Below are 21,346 nucleotides of genomic sequence, written 5' to 3'. Positions count from 1 at the left end.
TGGGCATTGACGTTCGTGCCCGATTTGTTTCTTGGCCACCACGCCCAGCCCGGATTGTTCGCCGCGCTGCTCGCGGCATACCAGGTCTTCCCGAGAAGTCTTTATGCCGTAACCAGCAACTGGTCAATTCTTCTGCGCCGCATCCTCGCAGCTACCGCAATGATTGCCATGATCGGGATCTATCTCGAATATCGTTTCGCTCGGATCGATTTGTGGACCTGGATGGCTTTGCTGTTCGGCTTCCTTCTACTACTCGACCTCTATGACCATTGGCTACTGAACCACCTTCTCAGTAGCGATTTCACGGAGGGGAGCCATGAATAAAGACGACAACTTTCAGATGCCGGAGATTGATCGCGTTGTCCACGAACCAGCACGGCTTGCGATCCTCACAGTTCTCTCCTCGTGCGAAGAGGCGGACTTCCTCTTCCTGGAGCGCGCCACGAAACTCTCACGAGGCAATCTGTCAGTGCAGCTCACTCGTCTTGAGGATGCCAATGTTATCGAGATTGAAAAGAAGATAGAACACAAGCGGACCTTGACGACTGCGAAACTTACGGATCGCGGCCGGCGCACACTGGAGGCCTACTGGGAAACCATGAATGCTCTGCGAACTGCTGCGGGGGGTAGATTAACTTCAACCGCAGGTAGTCCCAAGCGCGGCGTGCCTGTGGAAGGCTTGCTCGCAACATTTATACGATGAGAAGAGACGAGCAAACGGCGGAAAATTGCCTAAGTTGTCGTTGGTAATCCCAGCTCTTTGGTTTCATAACACCAAGAGCTGCAGCTTGGGCCAGTTGGAACGATGGATTCACACTGCGCCGCTACCTGCTAGCCTGATAGGTGAGCCCTTTTACACAATTTGAGTTTCTGGTTATCGGCGCGGGCGTGGCCGGGCTGCGTGCTGCAGTCGAGCTGGCTGCGCATGGTTCGGTTCTTGTTGTCACGAAGGAAGCGGTACGCGAGTCGAATACGCACTATGCGCAGGGCGGCATTGCTGTGGCGATGGAAGGCGATGCGGATGTTGCGCTGCACCTGGAAGACACGATTGCCGCGGGTGACGGGCTGGTGAACCGCGCTGCCGCCGAGACGCTGGTGCGCGAGGGGCCGCTGCGCGTGGCAGAGCTGATGGAATGGGGCGCGCAGTTTGACCACGATGGCAGCGAATTGCTGCGCACGCGGGAGGCGGCGCATTCGAGGCCGCGCATTCTTCATGCGAATGGCGATGCGACGGGGGCTGAGATTGGCCGCGCGCTGACGGAATCGGCGCGAAATCACGAAAACATTCGCTTTGCCGAGTGGACTACGGTGAAGAGCCTTGTGGTTGCCGATGGGCGCGTAGTGGCTGCGGATCTGCTGGATCGCGATGGCGCGCTCTCGCGTGTCTCGGCACGGGCGGTGCTGGTGGCTGCGGGCGGCGCGGGACAGATGTATTCGCATACGACCAATCCGGCTGTGGCGACGGGCGACGGACTGGCGCTTGCCTTGCAGGCTGGAGCCGAGCTATCGGATATGGAGTTTTACCAATTTCATCCCACGGCGCTGGCGCTGCCGGGTGTGCCGGCGTTTCTGCTCTCTGAGGCGCTGCGCGGCGAGGGCGCATGGCTGGTAAATGGTCGCGGGGAGCGTTTTATGGAGCGCTACGATGCGCGGCTGGAGCTTGCGCCGCGGGACGTGGTGGCGAGAGCCGTATGGCGCGAGGGAATGAGCGACACCGGGAGCGAGATGGGCGGCGACATGCGGCAGGTGTATCTCGATATGCGGCATGTGACTGGAATGGATTTGCACAAGCGCTTTCCGGGCATCAGCGCGTTTCTGGCGCGGCATGGGCTGGACCTGTGTCGGGACCGGATTCCGGTGCGTCCGGCGGCGCACTATTTGATGGGCGGCGTGAGAACCGATCTCGACGGTCATACGCAGGTGCGCGGGCTGTATGCGGCGGGTGAGGCGGCATGTACAGGTCTGCATGGCGCCAACCGGCTTGCTTCGAACTCGCTGCTGGAAGGACTGGTTTTTGGCGCGCGGGCCGCGCAGGCCATGCTTGCCGATGCGCTGCCGTTTGCGGAGGTTCCGGATGCCGAGTCTGTTCCGGTGGAGTCTGTGCCGGAGGGCCGCGTTGAGGAGATTGTTCAGGGGCTGAGGCAGACGATGCGGCAAAACATGGATATGGGCGCGGGGCTGTTGCGCGAAGAATCCGGTCTGCGCGAAGGGCTTGCGCGGCAGGGGCGCTGCGCAGGGGCTCTGGATGAGATTGCGCGGCAGGCTTCGCCCACGCGCCAGCTTGTGGAGGCGCAGTCGCTGTGCGCGGTTGCGGAGGCGATTCTGAGCTCGGCGCTGGCGCGGACGGAGAGCCGGGGCGCGCACTTTCGCACGGATTATCCCCGGCGGGATGACGAGCGCTTCCAGAAGCACTCGGTCTACGGTCGCGATAAGAGCGTCACGTTTGTGGCTTAAGGCGCAGCGACGATAGCTATGGCGCCGACGGGGTCTATGCCCGTGGCCGCAGTGGGTCCGGCATCGAGTTGACCCGCGGTTGTCGCGTTAAAGGTGAATGTGCTCAGGTCCGGGCTGCCGCCGAAGTTCACGGCCAGAATGTATGTGTCTGTGCTGTCTTCCGCTATGTCGTAGGTCAGCGGGCCCGTGGAAACCGAGTTGACGGTAGTCATTGTGTAACTGGTGCCGGAGGAAACAAGAGAAAATCCGGTAATGCTGCCGGCTGAACTGCCGCTGACGGCGCTGTTGCCAACATAAACATTGTTGGCGGTGGCCAGGATGGAGGAAGGACCTGATCCGCCCGTGGAATAGGGGTAGGCGTTACCTGCGGCGTCCGTGGCGCCGGTCGTGATCTCTGTAACTCCGGTATTGCTAATGGTGAGGACGCGCAGGCCTCCGGACTGCGCTCCGCTTGCGGCCGCTGTTTCTCCCACATAGAGCAGGCGGTTCTGCGGATCTACAGCTACGGTGTTGTCGGCTCCGAGCGAGTTCTTCACGCTGAGTCTACCCGGTGTACCGAAGGGACTGGTGCTGCCGGCACTGAAGGGTACAACCTCCGTTCCCCCAGTACCCATGGCGACGAACACATAGGGAGAGCTGGAACCACCCGGCGAGATGGCAATTCCCTTGAGGATGTTGGAGGGGAGCTGGACGGTTGCTGCGCTACCGACGAAGGCGCCAGTGGTGGAGTTCAGAAGATAAGCCGCCAGAATGCCGGCTCCAGTGGACTCGACGAGCCAAGTTCCGGTGGGATCCACTTGCATGGCGGTGGCAGCGTCGGTGCTGAGGGCTACGCCGCTGGCGGTCAGCGAGCCGACAGAATTGACGGTGTAGTAAGTGATGCCGGAGATAGTACTGACGTATAAGAAATCCCCGCTGGGGGAGATGGCCATAGCCAGTGGACCCGTAACCGTGTATGGGCTGCCCGATACGGCTGTGGGAGATGAGGCTCCGGCTGCGAAGGAAAAACCGGCGAGCTGGTTGGTTGTCTGGTTAAGGACGTAAAAGACACCGCTTGCGGGACCGGTACCACCCCCCCCGCCAGAGTTGGGCAGCGGGTCAAAGAATCCGGCGCAGCCGGAGATTGCGGCTATTGCAAACGCTACCGCGGTTACAATAATCCCGCGAACCCATGTGGCTGTCCTCATGATTGCTCCCCGATGTATAGCGCCAAGACTGGCGTAAGATTTCCTACTCTGTTTGACGAGAAAGATGCCTGGTTCGTTCACATTTGGCTGGCTGAGCGGGCCTGCCAGACGAGACGGGCTGCGACAAGGTCCTCAATGGCCATGCCGACGGATTTGAAGAGGATGCGGCTGCCGCGCGGGACGGGATATGCGGGGTTTGCGAGAATCTCACCGATTTCAGCCTGGACGCGAGCGCCGGAGAGAAGAATGTCGCCTGATTCGCGCTCGACGCTCTGGCGCGATTCGGCGACGATCCAGCTTGAGCGGGCAGCTTCATCGTCGAGCTCGCGCAGATGCGCGCCTACAGCTCCGACGGCGAGGATGACGGCACTGGGCGAGAGCCAGCGGCCTTCGAGGACCGGCGTGGGTGAGGCGGTTACGGTGAGGACAACGTCTGAGGCCGCGGCTTCCTCGATGGTTGTGGCTCTTGCTCCGGCTTCGGTTGCGAGCTGTTCGGCTTTGGCCGGGGTGCGGGACCAGATGCGGATGTCGGTCAGCGAGGGACGGACGGTGCGCAGCGTTTCGAGGTGCGAGCGCGCCTGCACGCCCGCGCCGAGGATGCCGAGGCTGCGCACTTCGGTTGAGGCGAGGGCATCGAGGGCGACCGCGGAGACAGCGGCGGTGCGCATGGCGGTGATCAGGCGGCCATCCATAACGGCAAGCGGCTCGCCGGTGGCGCGGCTGAAGAGCGTGATGACGGCCATGTGGGTGTGGAGGCCCGAACCTGATTCCGGCCCGGCGTTGCCGGGGAAGAAGGTGACGGATTTTACGCCCATGACGTCACCGTGGATGACGGGCATGACGGCGAACCAGTCTCTGTCACTGGGGCGGAGGATAGAGCGCGGAGGCTGATCGACTTTGCTTTTTTCGTCTTTGCCGGTGGAGTAATCGATCAAGGCTTCGCGCATGGCGGGGATCAGCGCGTCGTAGGTGAGAAGCGAGCGGACTTCGCTTTCCGGAATGTACATGGGCTAGTTGGGGCGCGTGGATGGGCCGGAGCTAAAGCCCGATCCAGACCGGCGGCGGAAGCGGTCATCAACGGGCTGGCGGCCCTGGAAGCCGGATTCGACGGTGTGCCAGTGCTCGATGGCCGGCTCACCCATGCGCCAGCAGAGCAGAACCACCTCGTCATCCAGGCGAAAAGGGAAGTCGAGGAGGCCGGTGTCGAGGTCCTTGACCTGAACGCCGATGGCATCGATTTCCGCAACGGTCTCCTTGACCTGCTTGAGGTGCTCTTCCATCTCGAAGCGGTCGCGGGCGACGGCGGCAACGTCTACCTTCATGCCGCCGGAGATGTAGATGCGGCGGATCAGCTCCTGCAGGCGGTTCTCAGCCAGCTCGGCGGACTGCTTACCCTCAATGGCGCGCTTGAGGAGCGAGTCGAGGACGGGGAGCAGGGATTGGGCTTCATCGAAGGTAAAGGTCTTCATCTGCAAATCTCTATGACTAGGATACGACGGACGCAGCAATTTTCGGGGAAAGCTGTTGCGTGGAGGATGCTTAATCTTTCCATTCATCTCCCGGCATAATTCGCTTCATAAACTCATCGAAGAGAGGCACTGTGAAAGCGGTGTCTCCGTGGGTGGGGCTCCAGATCATTCCTTTGGCGATCAGGCTGGCCCTGAGTGGGCCAAGAGACTGAACGCTTCTTCGCAGCTTTTCGGCAATATCTCCGGACCTATGCGATCCGGCACCGAGATCTGCCATTACTCTCAGATACTGTTTTTCGGTTGGGGTGAGGCGGTCAAAGCGCACCCGGAAAAAGCTTTCGTCGAGCGCTGCTATGGCTTCATTCGACGCATCGAGAACATTCTGCCGGGTAATGGGACTTTTGACGGCCGTGTCCCAGGCTCGCTTGCCCCACTCTTGGAGAAAGTAAGGATATCCCTGAGTTTTTTCGATGATCAGGTTGACCGCATCCTCTTGAAATGCTGCTCCTTCCTCTTGTGCCGGTTTGACGAGGGCTTCCGTGGCATCGGGCGGCGCCAATGGACCAATTTCAGGAAAATCGAAGAGTCGTTCTGCATAGGATTTTGCTTTGCCCATGCGTCCGCGAAGCTGCGGAAGACCGGCTCCGACGATTGTGACTGGAAGCTGATCCTGGGAACAGCGGTGAAGTGCCGAGATCAGTGCCGCCATTTGCGGCTCGGCAACATATTGCAATTCATCGATGAAGAGGATCACTGCGGTGCTGGCCGCCTGTGCCGCCTGGCCAACCTGCTGGAGGAGCGTAGTGAGGTCAACTTCCAGGTCGCCGTTATCCGCGAGTCCCGGCTCGGGGTCGTAGTCCAGGCCTACTTCAATGTCGTGGTATTTGAGTTTGAGCTTACCGGCGAAGCCAGCCAGGGCTCGAAGCCCGCGGACGGCAAAATCCCGTGCCGACTCAGTTTTGCTGAGATTCAGCAAGGCAAGGCGAAGTGCAGGCGCGAGCATAGCAGGCAACGAGCGGTCTTCCGGAGCTTCAATGCGGACGGTATGTATTCCGTTTGCTTCTGCGTCACGGCGCATCTGGTCGAGAAGCACGGTCTTGCCGACGCCCCGAAGACCCACAAGCAGAACGCTTTTGGCGGGTTTTCCGGCTCGCAGCCGACTAAGCCTCACCGAGACATCCTGGCGAATGTTATCTCTTCCCGCCAATTCCGGCGGGCGGCTACCGGCTCCGGGAGCGTACGGATTGCGAATCGGATCCATGTATAGGGAGTTTAGCAAAGTTATGGAAATTTTGTAACTTTTCTAAACTCCCTATACTTCGACGGCTATTTTATTTGGACGGATTGATCTCCAGCATGCGGTCCAGGGCGACGCGGGCCCAGTGCTTGACGCTTTTGCGGACCTGGATGCGGTTGACGACGCGGCCTTCGACGAGGTTTTCGAGCGCCCAGGCCAGGTGCTGCGGGCTGATGCGGTACATGGTGGTGCAGAGGCAGCCGGTGTCGTCGAGGGTGATGATTTTTTTGCCCTGTGGGGCGAAACGCTTGGCCAGGCGATTGATGAGATGAATCTCCGTTCCGATGGCAAACATGGTTCCGGCGGGGGCGTCTTCTACGAGCTGGATGAGGCGTTCCGTGGAGCCGAGGGCGTCAGCCTTCTGGCAGACCTCCCAGCGGCACTCCGGGTGGACGATGACCTGGATGCCGGGGTATTTGGCGCGGACTGCATCGACGTGGCTGGGCAGGAAGCGCTGATGGACGGAGCAGTGGCCTTTCCAGAGGAGAATTTTTGCGTTTGCGAGGTCCTGCGATGAGAGGCCGCCCTGATTTACCGGGATCTGGATAGCCCAAGGGTCCCAGACTTTCATTTCGCTGAGTGGAATGCCCATGGCGAAGCCGGTGTTGCGGCCAAGGTGCTGGTCGGGCAGGAACAGGATTTGCTTGCCGCGCTTGAAAGCCCATTCGAAGGCCTGGCGGGCGTTGGAGGAGGTGCAGACCAGGCCGCCGTTTTCTCCGCAGAAGGCTTTGATGGCGGCTGAGGAGTTCATGTAGGTGATGGGGATAATATCGGCGACAAGGTTTGCGCGTTCCAGCGCCTCCCAGCAGGCTTCCACCTGCGAGATTTCGGCCATGTCGGCCATGGAGCAGCCGGCGTTGAGGTCGGGCAGGATGACCTGCTGCGAGTCTTGGCCCCTATCGCGAGCCAGGATGTCGGCGCTTTCAGCCATGAAGTGGACGCCGCAGAAGATTAGGTACTTTGCGTCGGTTTCGGCGGCGATCTTCGAGAGCTTGTAGCTGTCGCCGGTGAAGTCGGCAAAGCGGATGACTTCATCGCGCTGATAGTGATGGCCGAGGATGATGGTGGAGGAACCGAGCTTCCGGCGCGCCGCGGCTATGCGGTCGTCCATGGAGTGGTCGGGGAGTGCTAAATAACTTTCGAGACTGCAGGCGTCTGCAGCCTGAGCAAGATCGTCAAGAACCAGAGTCACTGTGTTCCGCCTTCAGCTCTGCCGGCCCGAAGTGCTGGTCCGGCGAACGGGGATGTTGAAAGCCTTACCGGCCGCAGTGAGCGCGCTACTTTTCCGCCCACGGGGATGTTGCAGCCCTTTACATGATTCGATTTTAACAAACATGCGGGTGATTCAATTTGTTGCGGAAATAGAAAACGATGGCAGAGCATTATTTTAGGAAAGATTAGGAGGAAGTTGTGAGCGAACTGGAACAGGCGCTTGTGGGTGACAGCGCGTATACGCCGCCTTCCCACATTCTGGAAGGGTTGACGGAGGAGTTGGCGCACAAGGTGCCGGTCGGTGCGCCGCACTCGATTTATGAGGAGCTGTGGCATATCGCCTTCTGGCAGCAGATTACGCTGGAGTGGATTTCAGGCGTGGAGAGGCTATATCCGGCGAGTCCGCGGGATGCGTTTCCGACGGTGCAGGATGCGGAGAAGGAATATTGGGGGCAGTTGTGCGAGCGGTTCCTGGCAAGCGCAACGCGTGCTGCAGAGGCGGCTAAGGATGAAGTGCGGCTGAATGTGCCGGTGCGGTGCACGTCACGGCCCGGAGAGCCGGTGCGAGTGATGACGGTGCGGGAGCAACTGGAAAGTCTGGCAGCGCACAACGGGTATCACTTTGGGCGCATTGTGCTGCTGAGGCAGCTGCTGGGTGCGTGGCCGCCGCCGAAGGGTGGATTTAACTGGTAGGGCAACCTGCAGGGACAAGGGAAAAGGGACAAGGGTTAAGCCGGGCGATTATCATGGAGGTTCATGGGAACGCCCCTACCAATTGAACAAGCCAGCGTTGGCATGGCGGACTCCCTCATTCTGATGGTTCTGGCGCTGGTGGTCTTTGGGCCGCGCAAGCTTCCGCAGATTGGGCGGCAGATCGGCAAGCTGATGTATGAGTTCCGCAAGGCTTCCAACGACTTCAAGTTCCAGATGGAAGAAGAGATGCGGATGGCCGAAGACGCCGACCGGAAGAAGAAGGAAGAGGCTGAGCGGCAGCTGACGCTGACGGCACAGCCGGTATCGGTTCCGGCTTTGGCCGCGCCGTTAGAAGACCCGACGGTGGAAAAGATGCCAGAGGTGATGCCGCCGCGCATGTCCGCGCATGTTTCGGGGCCTGTTTCAGAGCCGGCTGCGGAGACTCAATCCGGCTTGGCGGTTCACCCGCCTTCGACCGGCGAGACAGTTGCGGCGGAGAGACCGGCTTCAAGGGCAGACGTGACGGAGCCTGTGATTGAGGCGAACATCGGCGCTGAAGATGCTGCGCAATCCTTAACGACATCCCCGGCAGCAACTACATCTTCGGAGACTGTGAGCCAGCATGGTTGACGCGGGAGATGCAATCGGCAAGGTTCGGGCCTCGATGACCGAACGCGCGGAACTCCCGGGCATGAGCCTGATGGAGCACCTGGAGGAGCTGCGCAAGAGAATTGTTCATGCCGCGTTGTATCTTGCGGTTGGATTCTTTGTTGCGTTTTATTTTCACGACCGGCTGTACGGGCTGGTGCAGGCGCCGATCAACAAGCTGAATTTGAAGCTGAACATGACACATCCGATGGATGGCATGAACCTGTCGATGCAGGTGGCGCTGATTGGTGGAGCGATTCTGGCGGCGCCGTTCATTCTTTACCAGGTGTGGCTGTTTATTTCGCCGGGGCTGTATCAAAAAGAGCGGCGGTTTGTGATTCCGTTTATGGCGGCCACGATCGGGCTGTTTTTTACGGGCGCTTCGTTTGGATATTTTTTCGTGTTTCCGAGTGCGCTGAAGATTTTGATCTTTGGGTTCGGCAAGCCGTTCAATCCGATGATCACGATTGAGGATTACACTGGCTTCTTTATGTCGATCATTCTTGGACTTGGGATCAGCTTTGAGCTGCCCATCCTGATTTTCTTTCTGGCACTGTTCGGGATTGTGAGCCCGCGGTTCCTGTGGAAGAACATTCGTTACGCGATTCTGGTTATTTTCATCGTGGCGGCAATTATTACGCCGACGCCCGATCCGTGGACGATGTGCGCGTATGCGGTGCCGATGCTGTTGCTGTATCTGCTGGGTATTGGCGTGGCGTGGTGGGTGCATCCGGAACGGCGGCGCAAGAAGGAAGCGGCGCAGGCCGCATAAGGCAGGTCTCATGAAGGCGTTTCTGCGGCGGTTTGCTGTTGTTGTGTTTGCGGGATGCGCGAGCGCGCTTTCACTGGCGGCGCAGGGCCACTTTAACGGCGAGCGCGCGATGCAATACACGCGGGAGTTTGTGGCGATTGGGCCGCGCTGGCCTACGAGCGCGGGCCACACAAAGGCTGAAGCGTATCTGCGCGAGCATTTTCAGCACGATCAGGTGGAAGAGGACACGTTTACCGCGGACACGCCGATTGGGCCGGTGGCGCTGCGGAATTTCATTGTGAAGTTTCCGGGCAAGAAGCCGGGGATCATTGTGCTGGGAACGCACTATGAGACGAATTATCCGCTGCGCAATATCAATTTTGTAGGCGCGAACGATGGCGGCTCGACGACGGGGCTGCTGATGGCGATTGCCGACACGCTGCGCGGCAAGCCGAATGACGGCTATTCCATCTGGCTGGTATTTTTTGACGGCGAAGAGGCGTTCCAGAGCTGGTCGCAATCGGACTCAACATACGGAAGCAGGCACCTGGCGGCGAAGTGGGGCCGCGACGGCACGCTGCCGAAGATCAAGGCGTTTGTGCTGGCAGACATGATTGGCGACAAGGATCTGGACATTCAGCACGAGACGAATTCAACGCCGTGGCTGAGTGACCTGGTGAAGCAGTCGGCGCACAAGTTCGGCTACGACAAGTATTTCTTCCAGACCGAAGAACCGGTCGAGGACGATCACCTGCCGTTTGTGCATCGCGGGGTGCCGAGCGTGGATGTGATCGATCTGGATTATGGGCCGAATAACGCCTACCATCACACGGCGCAGGACACGATGGACAAGATCAGCACGAAGAGCCTGACGATTGATGGCGATGTGTTTCTTGAGCTGATTCGGTTGATTAACCAGCGTTGACGGGGGCGTGGGATGGCGCAGGATGTTGCGACATTGTTCCTGAGATACTCGCACAAAAAACTGCTGGAGCAGTACTGGCCGCGGCTGCGCGGCGCTGTGGAGCCGCTTACCGATAAGCAACTGTGGTGGCGTCCGAACGAGGCGTCGAATAGCATCGGGAATCTTGTGCTGCATCTGAATGGCAATGTGCGGCAGTGGCTGGTGAGTTCATTCAACGGTCACAAGGATGAGCGTGACCGTCCGCTGGAGTTTAGCGAGCGCGAGGGGATTTCCGCGGCGGAGCTTCTGGAGAGGCTTGGCGCGACGCTGGATGAGGCTTCGAATGTGCTGAAGAGGCTTACCGCGGACGAGCTTGTTGCTCCGATGGAGATTCAGGGGTATCACGTGACGGGGCTCGATGCTGTTTACCAGGTAGTTGAGCACTTCGGTCTGCATTATGGGCAGATTCTCTACATTGTGAAGATGCTGACCGGAGCGGATTTGAAGCTCTATCGCGAGCTGAATGCAGCGGGGCGCTCGGACTTGAGCGCGGCGCATCCATAGAGCAAAGCCGTGCCTGAAGGCGCCGGGTCTCTCCGGATTGTTGTGGTCGCCATAGCTGGTATACCGGTTGCCGGGACGATCCGCCAATTCTTAACATTGCTCTGACACCCGAATGCGGCTCAGACGATAGAGTAATCGCCATGTTTTCCGCTATTTTTCAGCATCGCATGGCTTCTATTACATTTCTTCTTTTGCTGGCATCTTCCGTCAGCTTTGCCCAGGTGGACCGCAGCGGATTGAATGGCGTTGTGAGCGATCCCGCCGGCCGGGTGCTGCCGCAGACGCGCATTACGGCGATTCAGAATGCGACCGGTCTGCGCCGCGAAACGGAATCGCGTTCCGATGGGAGCTATAGCATTCCTGAGCTGCCGGTGGGCGTTTACACGATTGCGTTTGCACATGCGGGATTCAAGAGCATCACCTTTGTGGATGTTGAAGAAGTGATTGGAAGGACGCGCACGCTGAACGCGACGCTGCCGGTGTCGGGCGGCGATCAGCGCGTGGAAGTTCCCTCCAGCTCGGCTTTGATGGACCGCAGTACCGGCGCGGTGACAGGCCTGATTGAGAAAACGCAGGCCAACGAACTGCCGCTGAATGGCCGCAACTGGGCGGCGCTGACGGCGTTCATTCCCGGCGCCATTGACACGGGCGGCAGCAATCAGCGGACGATTCGCTTTGCCGGGCGGGGTCTGGACGACAGCAACTTTACCTACGACGGAGTGGACGCCACCAACATTGTGAATCAGACGCAGCGCCAATGGGTGAGGCTCGCAATTCCGCTGGATGCGATCTCGGAGTTCCGGGTGGATTCGCTGATGTCGACCGCCGAGGTGGGCGCTACGGGAGGCGCGCAACTGGATGTGACTTCGCCGAGCGGCACCAACGCGCTGCATGGACGGTTCTTCGAGTACCTGCGCAATGACGCTTTTGACGCGCCGCTGCCTCTGTGGGCCTCGAACGGTGAGACACAGCAGCCGCTTCGCCTGAATCAGTTTGGCGGATCCGTGGGCGGCCCGATCCTACGCGACAAGACGTTTTTCTTCCTCGCGGCCGAAGCTTACCGGCAGAACTGGGGCTACCCGGTGAGTGGCGACGTGCCGAGCCAGGCGCTCATCGCGTCGGTTCCATTGGCTTCGCCGGTGTACAACATCATGCACGGATATCCGGGCACCGGTCCAAGCACAATTCTGACACCGACCGGCGACCCGGACATCGACCTGCTGACATGCGCATGCACGCAGGTGGTGAATGAGAGCTCGTTCATGCTGCGGCTGGACCAGCACTTTACATCGAAGACGACGGGCTTTATGCGCTTTAATTACGACCGGTCAGTGGATACGCAGCCGCTTTCAGCCTCTGCGACGGATTTGACGCAGAAGGTTTCCGCGCCGGTGAACGGCATGCTGGAGCTGCTGCATATTTTCAATCCGCACTTTGTAAATGAGGCCAAGGCGGGATTCAATCGCTCCTCCGACAACCAGTACAACTACAGCAACTCCGGGATTGCCTATCAGATTGCGGTTTCAACGCCTTCTTCTCCGGGAGTGATCACGCAGAATTACGACTACACCAGCGTCTATGTGGGCAACTCGTATTCCGCAATCGACAACCTGACCTGGACGCATGACCGGCATACTCTCAAGGCCGGAATGGAGTTCCGCTACATTCAGGTGAACCAGGAATACGGTGAGCACGGGACGATTACGTTTAATACCGTTGAGGACCTGGCGGCGAACAACGTGAAAAAGGCCAGCCTGACAGGCTCCCTGCCGGTGAACGGATTGCGCAAGAACGATTACTTCTTCTATGCGCAGGATGAGTTCAAGTGGAAGCCGAATCTCACGCTCAACCTGGGCCTGCGCTACACCATCTTCGATCTCTTCGACGAGGCGCATGGAAAGGCCAATCCCTTCGATTTCGATACCTGCGGCCCGCAGGGATTCTGCGGCGTGGGCGCAAGCTTCGGCAACCAGAATTACGGCGATGTCGATCCGCGCGTGGCCTTTGTGTGGGCGCCTCGGAAGGACGGCGGGACCGTGATCCGCGGCGGATTCGGCATGTACCACGAGGACGGACAACTGGACGATCAGAATTTGCCGGCCAAAAACGAGGTTCCCTCCTATTCGGAGACAAGCAGCGCGAGCCATCTGCTTTCCTATCCGGTCACATTTGGTGCGGGAACCATCTCACCGAATGCCGAACAGCGGAATCGCAAGGACTCGTATACCGAGCAGTGGAGCTTGTCGGCGCAGCAGGAGCTGCCAGCGAAATTCGTCGGCACGCTTTCCTACCTGGGAAGTCATGGCGTGCATCTGCTGGATACGAACGTGGTGAACCTGATCGATCCGGCGACGGGATTGGTGCAGTATCCGGCCTTTGCTCCGGCGATCGGCTGGCGCGGCTCAATCGGCATGAGCTCTTACAGCGGCTTGTCGGGGGCGCTGCGGCGCGCGTTTTCAAGCGGCCTGCTGGTGACGGGCAATTACATGTGGTCGCACGAGATCGATAACGGATCGAATGGAAGCGGCGACGGCGACAACCAGGACCCGCAGAATCCGCTATGTCTGGCTTGCGATCGCACGAGCGGCAACTGGGATTCACGCAATGTGTTCAACGGCAACGCGGTGTATCAGCTTCCTTTTGGTGCGGGCAAGCCAATGCTGAACCAGAGCGGGATTGTAAACAGCATTGTGGGTAACTGGGAGCTGACAACGACGGCGCTGGCTCGCACTGGTTTTCCGGTAAATGTGGTGATGCCTTCGAGCTATACTGCGCCGGATGGAGCTAATGGCACGCAACGTCCCGATTTGATTCCGGGTGTTTCTCTTACGCCGCCGGGAGGCAGGAACGTGGCGGGGTGGATCAATCCGGCTGCGTTCGCGACTCCGGCTGGGGAATTCGGCACTGCGCCGCGCAACCTGATTCGCGGGCCGGGCACGTGGCAGATCGATCTTGGCACCGGCAAGTCGTTTCCGCTGGGAGAACGCGCGCGGCTGGAGTTCCGCTCGGAGTTCTACAACATCTTCAATCATCCGCAGCTTGGCGAGCCGCAGGCTACTTTCAATCCGGCGAATACGATGGGCTTTGGCAGCATTATTACGACTGTGAACCTGAACGTATCGCCGATTACGCCGGTTGGATCGGGCACGCCGCGGGAGATGCAGTTCGCGCTGAAGCTGGAATTCTGACCGTTGCGCCTACTGTCCTGTAGCATCGTGCGTATGATCGGCGGAGCTTCATGGACGTGGTGGGTGGGCTTTCACGCAGCGGTAATTGTGCTGGTAGTTGTAGACTCGCTGCTGACCGGCGCATACCGCAGCGACAAGGCTAATCAGAGGATTGCGCTGGCGTGGACCCTGGCGCTTTTTGTTGCTTCGGGATGCTTCGCGGCCTGGATCGCGCGGGAGGATGGACACGCGCTGGGGCTGCAGTGGCTTGCAGGGTACTCGATTGAGACTTCGCTGAGTATCGATAATCTTTTTGTTTTCCTGGTGCTGTTTCGCGGGTTCGGCATCGATAAAGGGCGGCAGCATCGTGCGCTGGCATGGGGCGTGGGAGGAGCGATTGTGCTGCGCGCCGGGTTTATTGTCGTGGGCGTGACGCTGCTGCAGCATTTTGAGTGGATCACGTGGGGCTTTGGCCTGCTGTTGTTGTATGCGGCGTGGAAGCTGCTGCGCGGGGGCTCGGCCAAGGAGGTGATTCCGGAGTGGATTCGCAAGCTGCAGCCTGCGAAAGGGTCCCTGTTGCCGGTGATTCTGGCGGTGGAATTTACCGATCTGCTGTTTGCGGTGGACTCGATTCCCGCGGTGCTGGCGATTTCGCGAAATCCTTTTATCGTGTACACGTCAAACATTGCGGCGATTCTCGGGCTGCGGTCGTTGTACTTTGTATTGTCCGGACTGCTGGACAGGCTGCGCTACCTTCACTATGGGCTGGGCGTGCTGCTGGCGTTTGTGGCTTTTAAGATGCTGGCGGCGCACTGGGTTGAGATTCCGATTACAGTCTCGCTGGGCGTGATTGCGGGGATTTTGATCGTGTGTGCGGCGGTGTCGTTGATTGCAGGGAACAGGGAACAGGGATCAGGGATCAGGAAAGAAAACTGAGGGATGCGTTTGCAGAATTCCCGAAATTGACGCAGGTGCTACATAGGTTCTCCGCGCGCGCCGGAGCGCTATATCGTTGATTGTTCTGAGCTGTTCCCTGATATTCTCAACGGGAACGCTGTGCTCATGACATTCCCCATGTCACTTGAATCTCTGATCTCCCGAATGAAACTTTCGTTTTCTGCTGCTGCGATTTTGCCGGGCTTGCTGCTGGCGGGATGCAACCGCCTGCACACGGACAACCATGAGACGGTTTATGTGGTGGCGCAGCAGCAGTACCTGCATGACCGCGTGGCGGCGGTGTCAAATCGCGTGGGCGAGGTAAAAAACGGGCAGAAGCTGGAGGTGCTGGAGCATGGGCGGCGCTTCCTGAAGGTCAAGACGGAGAAGAATGAGATTGGCTGGCTAGAGCAGCATGCCGTGATTGACCAGCAGACCTACGAGTCTTTTGCGCAGATTGGCCGGCAGCATAAAGATGACAACGTAGTCGCGAGAGCGGTGTTGCGGGATGACGTGTTTCTGCATCTTGCGCCGGGGCGCGATACGGAGCGCTACTATCTGTTGCCTGCGAATGACAAGGTGGAGCTGCTGGTGAGGGCATCGGTGGTGAAAGCTGCGGCGGGTGCGCCGGTTCGCAAGCCTGCGGGGAGTGCGCCGGCTGTGACTTCGGGGACGGCTTCGGGGCAAAGTTCGGCAGCAGCCAAGCCGGCGGCGAATGCTCCGGCGGCGGCGCAGGGTGGGAAGACGGTAGCGCCGTCTGCATCGGCTGTGGTGCCAGTGGCTCCGCCGATTCTGGAGGACTGGTGGCTGGTGCGCGATGGCGAGGGCCGCGCCGGATGGCTGTTATCGAGCCGTATGGATGTGGATGTGCCGGACGAGATTGCGCAGTATGCCGAGGGCCAGCGCATTATTGGCGCGTATGTGCTGACCAAGGTGGCGGACGAGAATGTGGACGCAAGCGGTCAGCCGGTGACGACGCAGAAGCCGGAGTTCGTCACGGTGCTTGCTCCGCCAAAGGCCGGGCTGCCGTTTGATTTCGACCAGGTACGTGTGTTTACGTGGAGCACCAAGCGGCATCGCTATGAAACGGCCTTCCGTCTGCATCCGATTGCGGGCTTTTTGCCTGTGAAGGTGATTCAGGTTTCTGTGCCCAAGGGGCCGGGTGTGCCGGGCGGCGTGGCTCCGCAGTTCAGCTTCCTGCTGGGCTTGCCGGAGAGCGTGAAGGTAGATCCGGATACCGGTGTGGTGAGCCCCGTCGCGCCGCGCACGCTGAATTACCAGTTGATTGATACGACAGTGAAGCGCGTGGGGCCGGATATGGATCCGATTCCTTCTTCGCGCAAGGAAGAAGAGAAGGGCGCGAAGGCTGGGGCGAAACAGGGGAAGGCGGGGAAGAAGAAGCGCTAGATTCAGTCTTCCCCTTCTTTCAATAACGCTTCAAAATTTTGTCCGCCATAGAAGACTCCGAGTATTGTTACTGAGGTCTCTCCTATTTGAAATGCAATTGAGACGCGTCTGCGGAAGCCGAAGATACGTATGCCGGAGCGGATGTCATCGCGTTGGGCTCCGCGCTTGGAAATGTGCTGAGGCCGCGGCAGTGAGCAAGGATCGCGGATGTATAGTTGTCGGCTATCTCTTCCGTAGAAGAATCAGCAATGTAATCGTAAAGAGCGATGAGCTGTGCCCGGGCTCTTGGGCTAACGATGACTTCGTAGGTCAACTGGCCCTCAGACGTGTCTTGCGATGTTCAGCAAGTTTGGCGAGCACTTGATCGACTGTCATTCCTCGCGATGGATGGGCTTTCATCTCTTCGTAACTTGCCACGACTTCTGTGCGCAGCCAATGTTCCAGTGCTTCGTCTTCTCTCTCGAGTGCGCGGAGGCCGTCACGGATGACCTCACTCTCTGAAGCATAGTGGCCGGACTCAACTTTTTTGCGAACCGAGCGGGCTTGTTCGTTGGACAGGGTGATGCTCATTTGTTTGGTAGAGCGCATGCCAGCCTCCAGTAGGATTGAATCCTACTCCATTCTTCCACCAATTCGGGTGACTGTATAGGGGTCAGCCGCGGCGCTTCAGCTCGCGTTCGACTACGCGGCGCATCTCGGTTTCGGGTGGGGTTTTGCCGGTCCAGATTTCGAATTGGCGCACGCCTTGCTGCACGAACATTTCGAGACCGTTGATGGTGGAAATGCCGCGCGATCTGGCCAGTTTGAGCAGAGGCGTTTCGAGCGGGTTGTAAACCATCTCAAAGACCAGGTTGGTGTTCAGTTCGTTCTCTGCCAGTGGGAGCGCCTGCGGGGAGCCTTTCATGCCGCAGGGCGTGGAGTTGAGGATGGCGTCGAAGTGATTCTTAGCCAACTGATCGTGCCTGAGAGCCTTGGCCTTTGCGGAGCGGGCCAGAGCTACGGCATTCTCATGCGTGCGGTTGAGGATGAAGACCTCTGCGCCTGCATCGACGAGCCCGAAGACGGCGGCGCGGGCTGCTCCACCTGCGCCGAGGACTGCGATGCGCGCGCCTTTGAGCTGGATGCGCTGGGCGAGCGGGTTTACGACGCCGTGGACATCGGTGTTGTAGCCGGAGAGCTTGACGTCCGCAGAAATGCGCAGTGTGTTGACGGCGCCAATGCGGCGGGCGATGGGGTCGATGTGGTCGAGGTGCGGAAGGACCTCAAGCTTGAGCGGCATCGTTACGGCCGCACCGCTCATTGGCAGCTCAATCATGAGTGCTACCAGATCGGCGGCGGTCTTGGCTTTGAGCGGCAGCAGAACGGCGTTCACCTTTTCACGCTGGAAGGCGGTGTTGTGCATGAGCGGCGAGAGCGAGTGCGTGATGGGATTGCCCGCGACGCCGAAGACGCGAGTTTCGGAGTTGAGCTTGTCGGCGCGGTAGAGACGGCGCAGCGTGCGTGCGGAGACCTGGCCCGGTGCGGTTTCAGTGCCATCTTCGAGTGAAGCGAATGTGAAGGCAGCGCCTTCGCGCGGCCCGAGGACGCGGCTTACCAGGCCTTCTTCGCCCATGGCAATGCCAACGACGCGCGACGATGTGGAGCGGTCTTCAATGAGGCGAAGGATGGCGAGATTGTCGGAGAGCGTCTGGGCGGTGGAGACGACTTTGATGTAATCGGGCGCGAAGGCGGCGATGCGGTCCGCGGCGCGGTCCAGATGGCGCGTTTTGGAGAAATCGTGGAAGCTGATGAGCAGCGATGCGCCTGTCGAGCCGAGCGCGGTGCGGAATTTTTCGAATTGCGCGGGAGAGGATTCTTCGGCGGATTCGACTTCGAGGTCGATGATTTTGCAGCCGGCGCGGGCGGCTTTTAACAGGATTGCAAGCTCGTCAGACAAGGACTGCATAAAGTGCCCGCCGTTGGGCTTGCGGCGGCAGGTGCCGATGGCGGTGACGCCTGGGTTCGCCGCGAGAAATGCCTTCAGGCGAGGCAGCGCGGAGGCTGGATTGGGCAGTGAATCCAACCGTAACTCGAAAAACTTTGCGTCTTTCAGAGCCAGCGTGGCGCGCTCGAACATTTCAGCAGGCGTGGCGGCCTGAATGGCGACGCAGATTTTTCCGTGGCGAAGCTGCTGGCCCGGCGGCGTGAGCTTGGATGCGATTTTCATACGACTAACTGTCGTATCGTAGAGGGCTTGCGCATGGGATGCAAGGCTCACTCGTCTCGCAGGGTGTCGACGGGATTGATGCGGGCGATGTGAAGCGCCGGGATGAGCGTGGCGACGACTGTAATGCCTGCCAGGGCGAGCACGACAGTTGCGAGCGTCACGCCGTCATAGACTCCAACGCCATAGAGGACGCTGCGCATCACGCGTAGCACTCCCGCGCAGAGCAGCAGGCCCAGGACCAGGCCGGATGCCGAGGCGAGCACTCCAGATCTGCCCACGTGGAGGATTGCCCGGCGGATAGAGGAGCCGAGCGCAATCCGGATGCCGATTTCGCGCGTGCGCTGCGCCACCATGTTGGCTACCAGCGCGAAGATGCCTACGGCGCTGAGCAAGAGAGCAAGGCCAGCCATTGCGCTTAGCAGAGCCACCTCAATGCGCTGGTCTGCGAGAGATTTTGCAAGCAGGTCATTCATGCTGTAGAAGCCGGAGAAGGGAAGGCCGGGATCGACATCGGCCAGCGCGTGCTGCATTTGTTCTGTGAGGCCGGAAACGGGAGCAGCAGTGCGGACGATCCAGCTTGGTTGGTACCAGGTGTGAAGGAGCGCGAGGCTGATTCGATCGACCCACTGAGCTGCGGGAACGTAGATGGTTTCTTCACTCTGGATGGGTGCGGCGGAGTCAAGGCCGGAGACTAGTTGCACATTGCTGACCATCCCGACGATGAGGGTGCCGTCGTCGAGAGTTTTGCCGATTGCGCTTTCGCCGTGGAAGAACTTTTGCGCGAAGGCTTGATTGACGATGGCTACGGACTGGGAGTTGGGGCCATCGGAGTCAGTGAAGCTACGCCCTGCGAGGATTGGCGTTTGCAAAGCCTGGAAATAATCGGGCGTGACGTAGTTGAAGTCCGAGCCGACCTGTTGATTGGCGTAGGGGCCGTCGTGGAGTTTGACCTGATCGTTGAGAAATTGCTCATAGGGAAGCGTGAGGCCGACGGCTGCGCTTTGAACGCCGGGAATGCGACGCATCGCGGCTGTGCTTTCGGTGAGCAGCTTATGGAAGGCTACGGGATCGTGGTAGCGGGCGTCGTCGAGTGAGGCTTTGGCGGTCATGACGCCGCTGGCGTTGAAGCCGGGCGGCAGGGTTTCAAGATGCACAAGAGTGCGGATGAGAAGGCCTGAGCCGGCGAGCAGGAGAACAGTGAGGGCTACTTCCCCTGCAATAAGGGCCTGGCGCAGACGCAGGCCTTCACTGGTTGCTCCGCGGGTTGCCATGGAGGAGCGCAGGTCTACTTTGCGTACGGCTAGTGTGGGGATCATGCCGAAGAGGATGCTGGTGAGCAAGGATAGAACGAGCGTGAAGGTGAGAACGCGGAGATCGAGCGGGACCTGGGATACGGGAAGATAGTTTTCAGGCAGGAGCGACAGAAGGCCGCGCAGCGCCGTGTACCCGACGGCGATTCCGATGAGGCCGCCAATGGCTGCAAGCAGGAGATTTTCTATCCAGAGCTGGCGCTGAAGCTGCCAGCGCGAGGCTCCGAGTGCGAGGCGCGTGGCCATCTCCGAGGTGCGCTGCGTGACGCGGACGAGTGTGAGCCCGGCGAGATTGGCGCAGGCGATGAGCAGGATAAATCCAGCGGAAAACATGAGGCCCAGGGCTTTGGGACGCAGTTTGGCGGATTGGCCTTTTTGCAAGGGCACGGTGTAGAAGGAGACTTTTGCGCCGGGGCCGTATTGCGGTGCGAGAGTTGTGCCCCAATCGCTCCATGCGCGGTTGAGTTCAGCGTTGGCCTGCTGCCATGTGGCGTTGGGCTGGAGGCGGACGATGGCGTCGTAGTTGGTGCCTTCCCCTTCGTGGTCACGGCTGGGTTGCAGTGCGGTATAGAGGCTGGCGTTGAGCGGGGTGGTTGCGTTTTGCGAGAGGACTCCGATGATGGTGTATGGCTCGCCCTTGAGACGGACTGACTGGCCAATGAGGCTGCGGTCGTCATGGAATGCGGTGTGCCAGAGGTTGTAGCTGAGGATGGCGGATTTTGGTCCGTGCCGGAGGTCTTCAGCCGCGGTGAAGTTGCGGCCGAGGGCTGGCTGGATTCCGAGGACGTCGAGATAATGCGCGGAGATGCGGCCGTATTGGATGTATTGAACGGAGCGGCTGGCTTCAAGGTTGACTCCGGTGGCTCCGCGGCTGGAAACGGCGGAGATGAGTGAGGGCACGTTGTCGCGAAGACGCTCCCAGTTCAGGCCGTCGATGGAGTGGCGGCCATCGAACGGCTGGCCGCCTTTTACGAGGCGAAAGAGGGTGCCGATGCGTTCCGGCTGCTGATAGGGAAGGTTCTTCAGCATGAGCGCGTTGACGATGGAGAAGATGGCTGTATTGGCGCCGATGGCGAGCGCCAGGGTGACGATGGTGGTGAGCGCAAAACCCGGATGGCGGCGCAACTGCCGCACGGCAAAC

20 protein-coding genes are annotated in these 21,346 nt (G+C 59.7%); 11 read left to right on the top strand and 9 right to left on the bottom strand.

The window, feature by feature from the left end; translation table 11 throughout:
* The 3 genes from ABSG47_RS13680 to nadB form a co-directional block, all read left to right on the top strand.
* Positions 1 to 324 (top strand): hypothetical protein (locus ABSG47_RS13680; RefSeq protein ID WP_424170257.1); only part of this gene is annotated, 324 nt, incomplete at its 5' end.
* Positions 317 to 703, top strand: coding sequence for a transcriptional regulator (locus tag ABSG47_RS13675; RefSeq protein WP_424170256.1), 387 nt, complete (start codon positions 317 to 319; stop codon positions 701 to 703). The genes ABSG47_RS13680 and ABSG47_RS13675, both read left to right, overlap by 8 nt.
* A 140-nt stretch (positions 704 to 843) precedes the next feature.
* The gene (gene nadB / locus ABSG47_RS13670; RefSeq protein WP_424170255.1) at positions 844 to 2,454 is read left to right on the top strand and encodes an L-aspartate oxidase; all 1,611 of its coding nucleotides are present in this window, start codon (positions 844 to 846) and stop codon (positions 2,452 to 2,454) included.
* Here nadB and ABSG47_RS13665 read toward each other — a convergent pair.
* From ABSG47_RS13665 to nadA, 5 genes are all read right to left on the bottom strand, one after another.
* A complete protein-coding gene (locus ABSG47_RS13665; protein ID WP_424170254.1) occupies positions 2,451 to 3,641 on the bottom strand; it encodes a lactonase family protein in 1,191 nt (396 codons plus the stop codon). The genes nadB and ABSG47_RS13665 overlap by 4 nt on opposite strands.
* Before the next feature lie 77 nt (positions 3,642 to 3,718).
* The gene (locus ABSG47_RS13660) at positions 3,719 to 4,648 is read right to left on the bottom strand and encodes an ornithine cyclodeaminase family protein (protein WP_424170253.1); all 930 of its coding nucleotides are present in this window, start codon (positions 4,646 to 4,648) and stop codon (positions 3,719 to 3,721) included.
* A 3-nt stretch (positions 4,649 to 4,651) separates the two neighbouring features.
* Positions 4,652 to 5,110, bottom strand: coding sequence for a DUF2203 domain-containing protein (locus ABSG47_RS13655; RefSeq protein ID WP_424170252.1), 459 nt, complete (start codon positions 5,108 to 5,110; stop codon positions 4,652 to 4,654).
* A gap of 70 nt (positions 5,111 to 5,180) precedes the next feature.
* Entirely contained in the window at positions 5,181 to 6,371 is a 1,191-nt protein-coding gene (locus tag ABSG47_RS13650; protein ID WP_424170251.1) for an ATP-binding protein, read from the bottom strand.
* A gap of 70 nt (positions 6,372 to 6,441) precedes the next feature.
* Positions 6,442 to 7,599 (bottom strand): quinolinate synthase NadA, encoded by a 1,158-nt coding sequence (nadA, locus tag ABSG47_RS13645; RefSeq protein ID WP_424170250.1) that lies wholly within the window; start codon positions 7,597 to 7,599, stop codon positions 6,442 to 6,444.
* A 218-nt stretch (positions 7,600 to 7,817) separates the two neighbouring features.
* On the opposite strand from nadA, the gene ABSG47_RS13640 reads away from it, so the two are divergent.
* The 8 genes from ABSG47_RS13640 (at position 7,818) to ABSG47_RS13605 (ending at position 16,689) form a co-directional block, all read left to right on the top strand.
* On the top strand, positions 7,818 to 8,312 hold the full coding sequence (locus ABSG47_RS13640) for a DinB family protein (RefSeq protein WP_424170249.1): 495 nt from the start codon (positions 7,818 to 7,820) through the stop codon (positions 8,310 to 8,312).
* A 63-nt stretch (positions 8,313 to 8,375) separates the two neighbouring features.
* Entirely contained in the window at positions 8,376 to 8,942 is a 567-nt protein-coding gene (locus tag ABSG47_RS13635; RefSeq protein WP_424170248.1) for a twin-arginine translocase TatA/TatE family subunit, read from the top strand.
* Complete coding sequence (gene tatC, locus ABSG47_RS13630; protein ID WP_424170247.1) at positions 8,935 to 9,732, top strand: twin-arginine translocase subunit TatC; 798 nt, start codon at positions 8,935 to 8,937, stop codon at positions 9,730 to 9,732. Before ABSG47_RS13635 ends, tatC begins: the two co-directional genes overlap by 8 nt.
* A 10-nt stretch (positions 9,733 to 9,742) precedes the next feature.
* Positions 9,743 to 10,636 carry a M28 family peptidase gene (locus ABSG47_RS13625; RefSeq protein WP_424170246.1) on the top strand — a complete coding sequence of 298 codons (894 nt, stop codon included), beginning with the start codon at positions 9,743 to 9,745 and terminating at the stop codon, positions 10,634 to 10,636.
* Positions 10,637 to 10,669: 33 nt separating this feature from the next.
* The gene (locus ABSG47_RS13620; RefSeq protein WP_424170245.1) at positions 10,670 to 11,179 is read left to right on the top strand and encodes a DUF1572 family protein; all 510 of its coding nucleotides are present in this window, start codon (positions 10,670 to 10,672) and stop codon (positions 11,177 to 11,179) included.
* Positions 11,180 to 11,346: 167 nt separating this feature from the next.
* Positions 11,347 to 14,367: a TonB-dependent receptor gene (locus tag ABSG47_RS13615; RefSeq protein WP_424170244.1), complete on the top strand. Its 3,021-nt coding sequence runs from the start codon at positions 11,347 to 11,349 to the stop codon at positions 14,365 to 14,367.
* Positions 14,368 to 14,400: 33 nt separating this feature from the next.
* Positions 14,401 to 15,282 (top strand): TerC/Alx family metal homeostasis membrane protein, encoded by an 882-nt coding sequence (locus ABSG47_RS13610; protein ID WP_424170243.1) that lies wholly within the window; start codon positions 14,401 to 14,403, stop codon positions 15,280 to 15,282.
* A gap of 165 nt (positions 15,283 to 15,447) precedes the next feature.
* Complete coding sequence (locus ABSG47_RS13605) at positions 15,448 to 16,689, top strand: SH3 domain-containing protein (RefSeq protein ID WP_424170242.1); 1,242 nt, start codon at positions 15,448 to 15,450, stop codon at positions 16,687 to 16,689.
* 82 nt (positions 16,690 to 16,771) lie between these two features.
* Here the strand turns inward: ABSG47_RS13605 and ABSG47_RS13600 are convergent, their stop codons facing one another.
* From ABSG47_RS13600 to ABSG47_RS13585, 4 genes are all read right to left on the bottom strand, one after another.
* A complete protein-coding gene (locus ABSG47_RS13600; RefSeq protein ID WP_424170241.1) occupies positions 16,772 to 17,002 on the bottom strand; it encodes a type II toxin-antitoxin system RelE/ParE family toxin in 231 nt (76 codons plus the stop codon).
* A complete protein-coding gene (locus ABSG47_RS13595; RefSeq protein ID WP_424170240.1) occupies positions 16,999 to 17,277 on the bottom strand; it encodes a type II toxin-antitoxin system ParD family antitoxin in 279 nt (92 codons plus the stop codon). Before ABSG47_RS13595 ends, ABSG47_RS13600 begins: the two co-directional genes overlap by 4 nt.
* Before the next feature lie 64 nt (positions 17,278 to 17,341).
* Positions 17,342 to 18,946, bottom strand: a complete 1,605-nt coding sequence (aroE, locus tag ABSG47_RS13590; protein ID WP_424170239.1) for a shikimate dehydrogenase — start codon at positions 18,944 to 18,946, stop codon at positions 17,342 to 17,344.
* The coding region (locus ABSG47_RS13585) for an ABC transporter permease (RefSeq protein ID WP_424170238.1) at positions 18,943 to 21,346 on the bottom strand (2,404 nt) is incomplete at its 5' end. The genes ABSG47_RS13585 and aroE, both read right to left, overlap by 4 nt.

Source organism: Occallatibacter sp. (assembly GCF_049510455.1).
GTDB lineage: Bacteria > Acidobacteriota > Terriglobia > Terriglobales > Acidobacteriaceae > Telmatobacter.
The sequence above is the reverse complement of the archived record's forward strand: the minus strand, read 5'-3'. Positions and strand labels throughout refer to the sequence as shown.

Coding starts and splice junctions, on each gene's coding strand:
- ABSG47_RS13605 (WP_424170242.1), top strand. CDS start 15,448: ATGAAACTTTCGTTTTCTGCTGCTGCGATTTTGCCGGGCTTGCTGCTG.
- ABSG47_RS13595 (WP_424170240.1), bottom strand. CDS start 17,277: ATGCGCTCTACCAAACAAATGAGCATCACCCTGTCCAACGAACAAGCC.
- tatC (WP_424170247.1), top strand. CDS start 8,935: ATGGTTGACGCGGGAGATGCAATCGGCAAGGTTCGGGCCTCGATGACC.
- ABSG47_RS13675 (WP_424170256.1), top strand. CDS start 317: ATGAATAAAGACGACAACTTTCAGATGCCGGAGATTGATCGCGTTGTC.
- ABSG47_RS13610 (WP_424170243.1), top strand. CDS start 14,401: ATGATCGGCGGAGCTTCATGGACGTGGTGGGTGGGCTTTCACGCAGCG.
- ABSG47_RS13655 (WP_424170252.1), bottom strand. CDS start 5,110: ATGAAGACCTTTACCTTCGATGAAGCCCAATCCCTGCTCCCCGTCCTC.
- ABSG47_RS13665 (WP_424170254.1), bottom strand. CDS start 3,641: ATGAGGACAGCCACATGGGTTCGCGGGATTATTGTAACCGCGGTAGCG.
- ABSG47_RS13650 (WP_424170251.1), bottom strand. CDS start 6,371: ATGGATCCGATTCGCAATCCGTACGCTCCCGGAGCCGGTAGCCGCCCG.
- ABSG47_RS13625 (WP_424170246.1), top strand. CDS start 9,743: ATGAAGGCGTTTCTGCGGCGGTTTGCTGTTGTTGTGTTTGCGGGATGC.
- ABSG47_RS13660 (WP_424170253.1), bottom strand. CDS start 4,648: ATGTACATTCCGGAAAGCGAAGTCCGCTCGCTTCTCACCTACGACGCG.
- ABSG47_RS13615 (WP_424170244.1), top strand. CDS start 11,347: ATGGCTTCTATTACATTTCTTCTTTTGCTGGCATCTTCCGTCAGCTTT.
- ABSG47_RS13635 (WP_424170248.1), top strand. CDS start 8,376: ATGGGAACGCCCCTACCAATTGAACAAGCCAGCGTTGGCATGGCGGAC.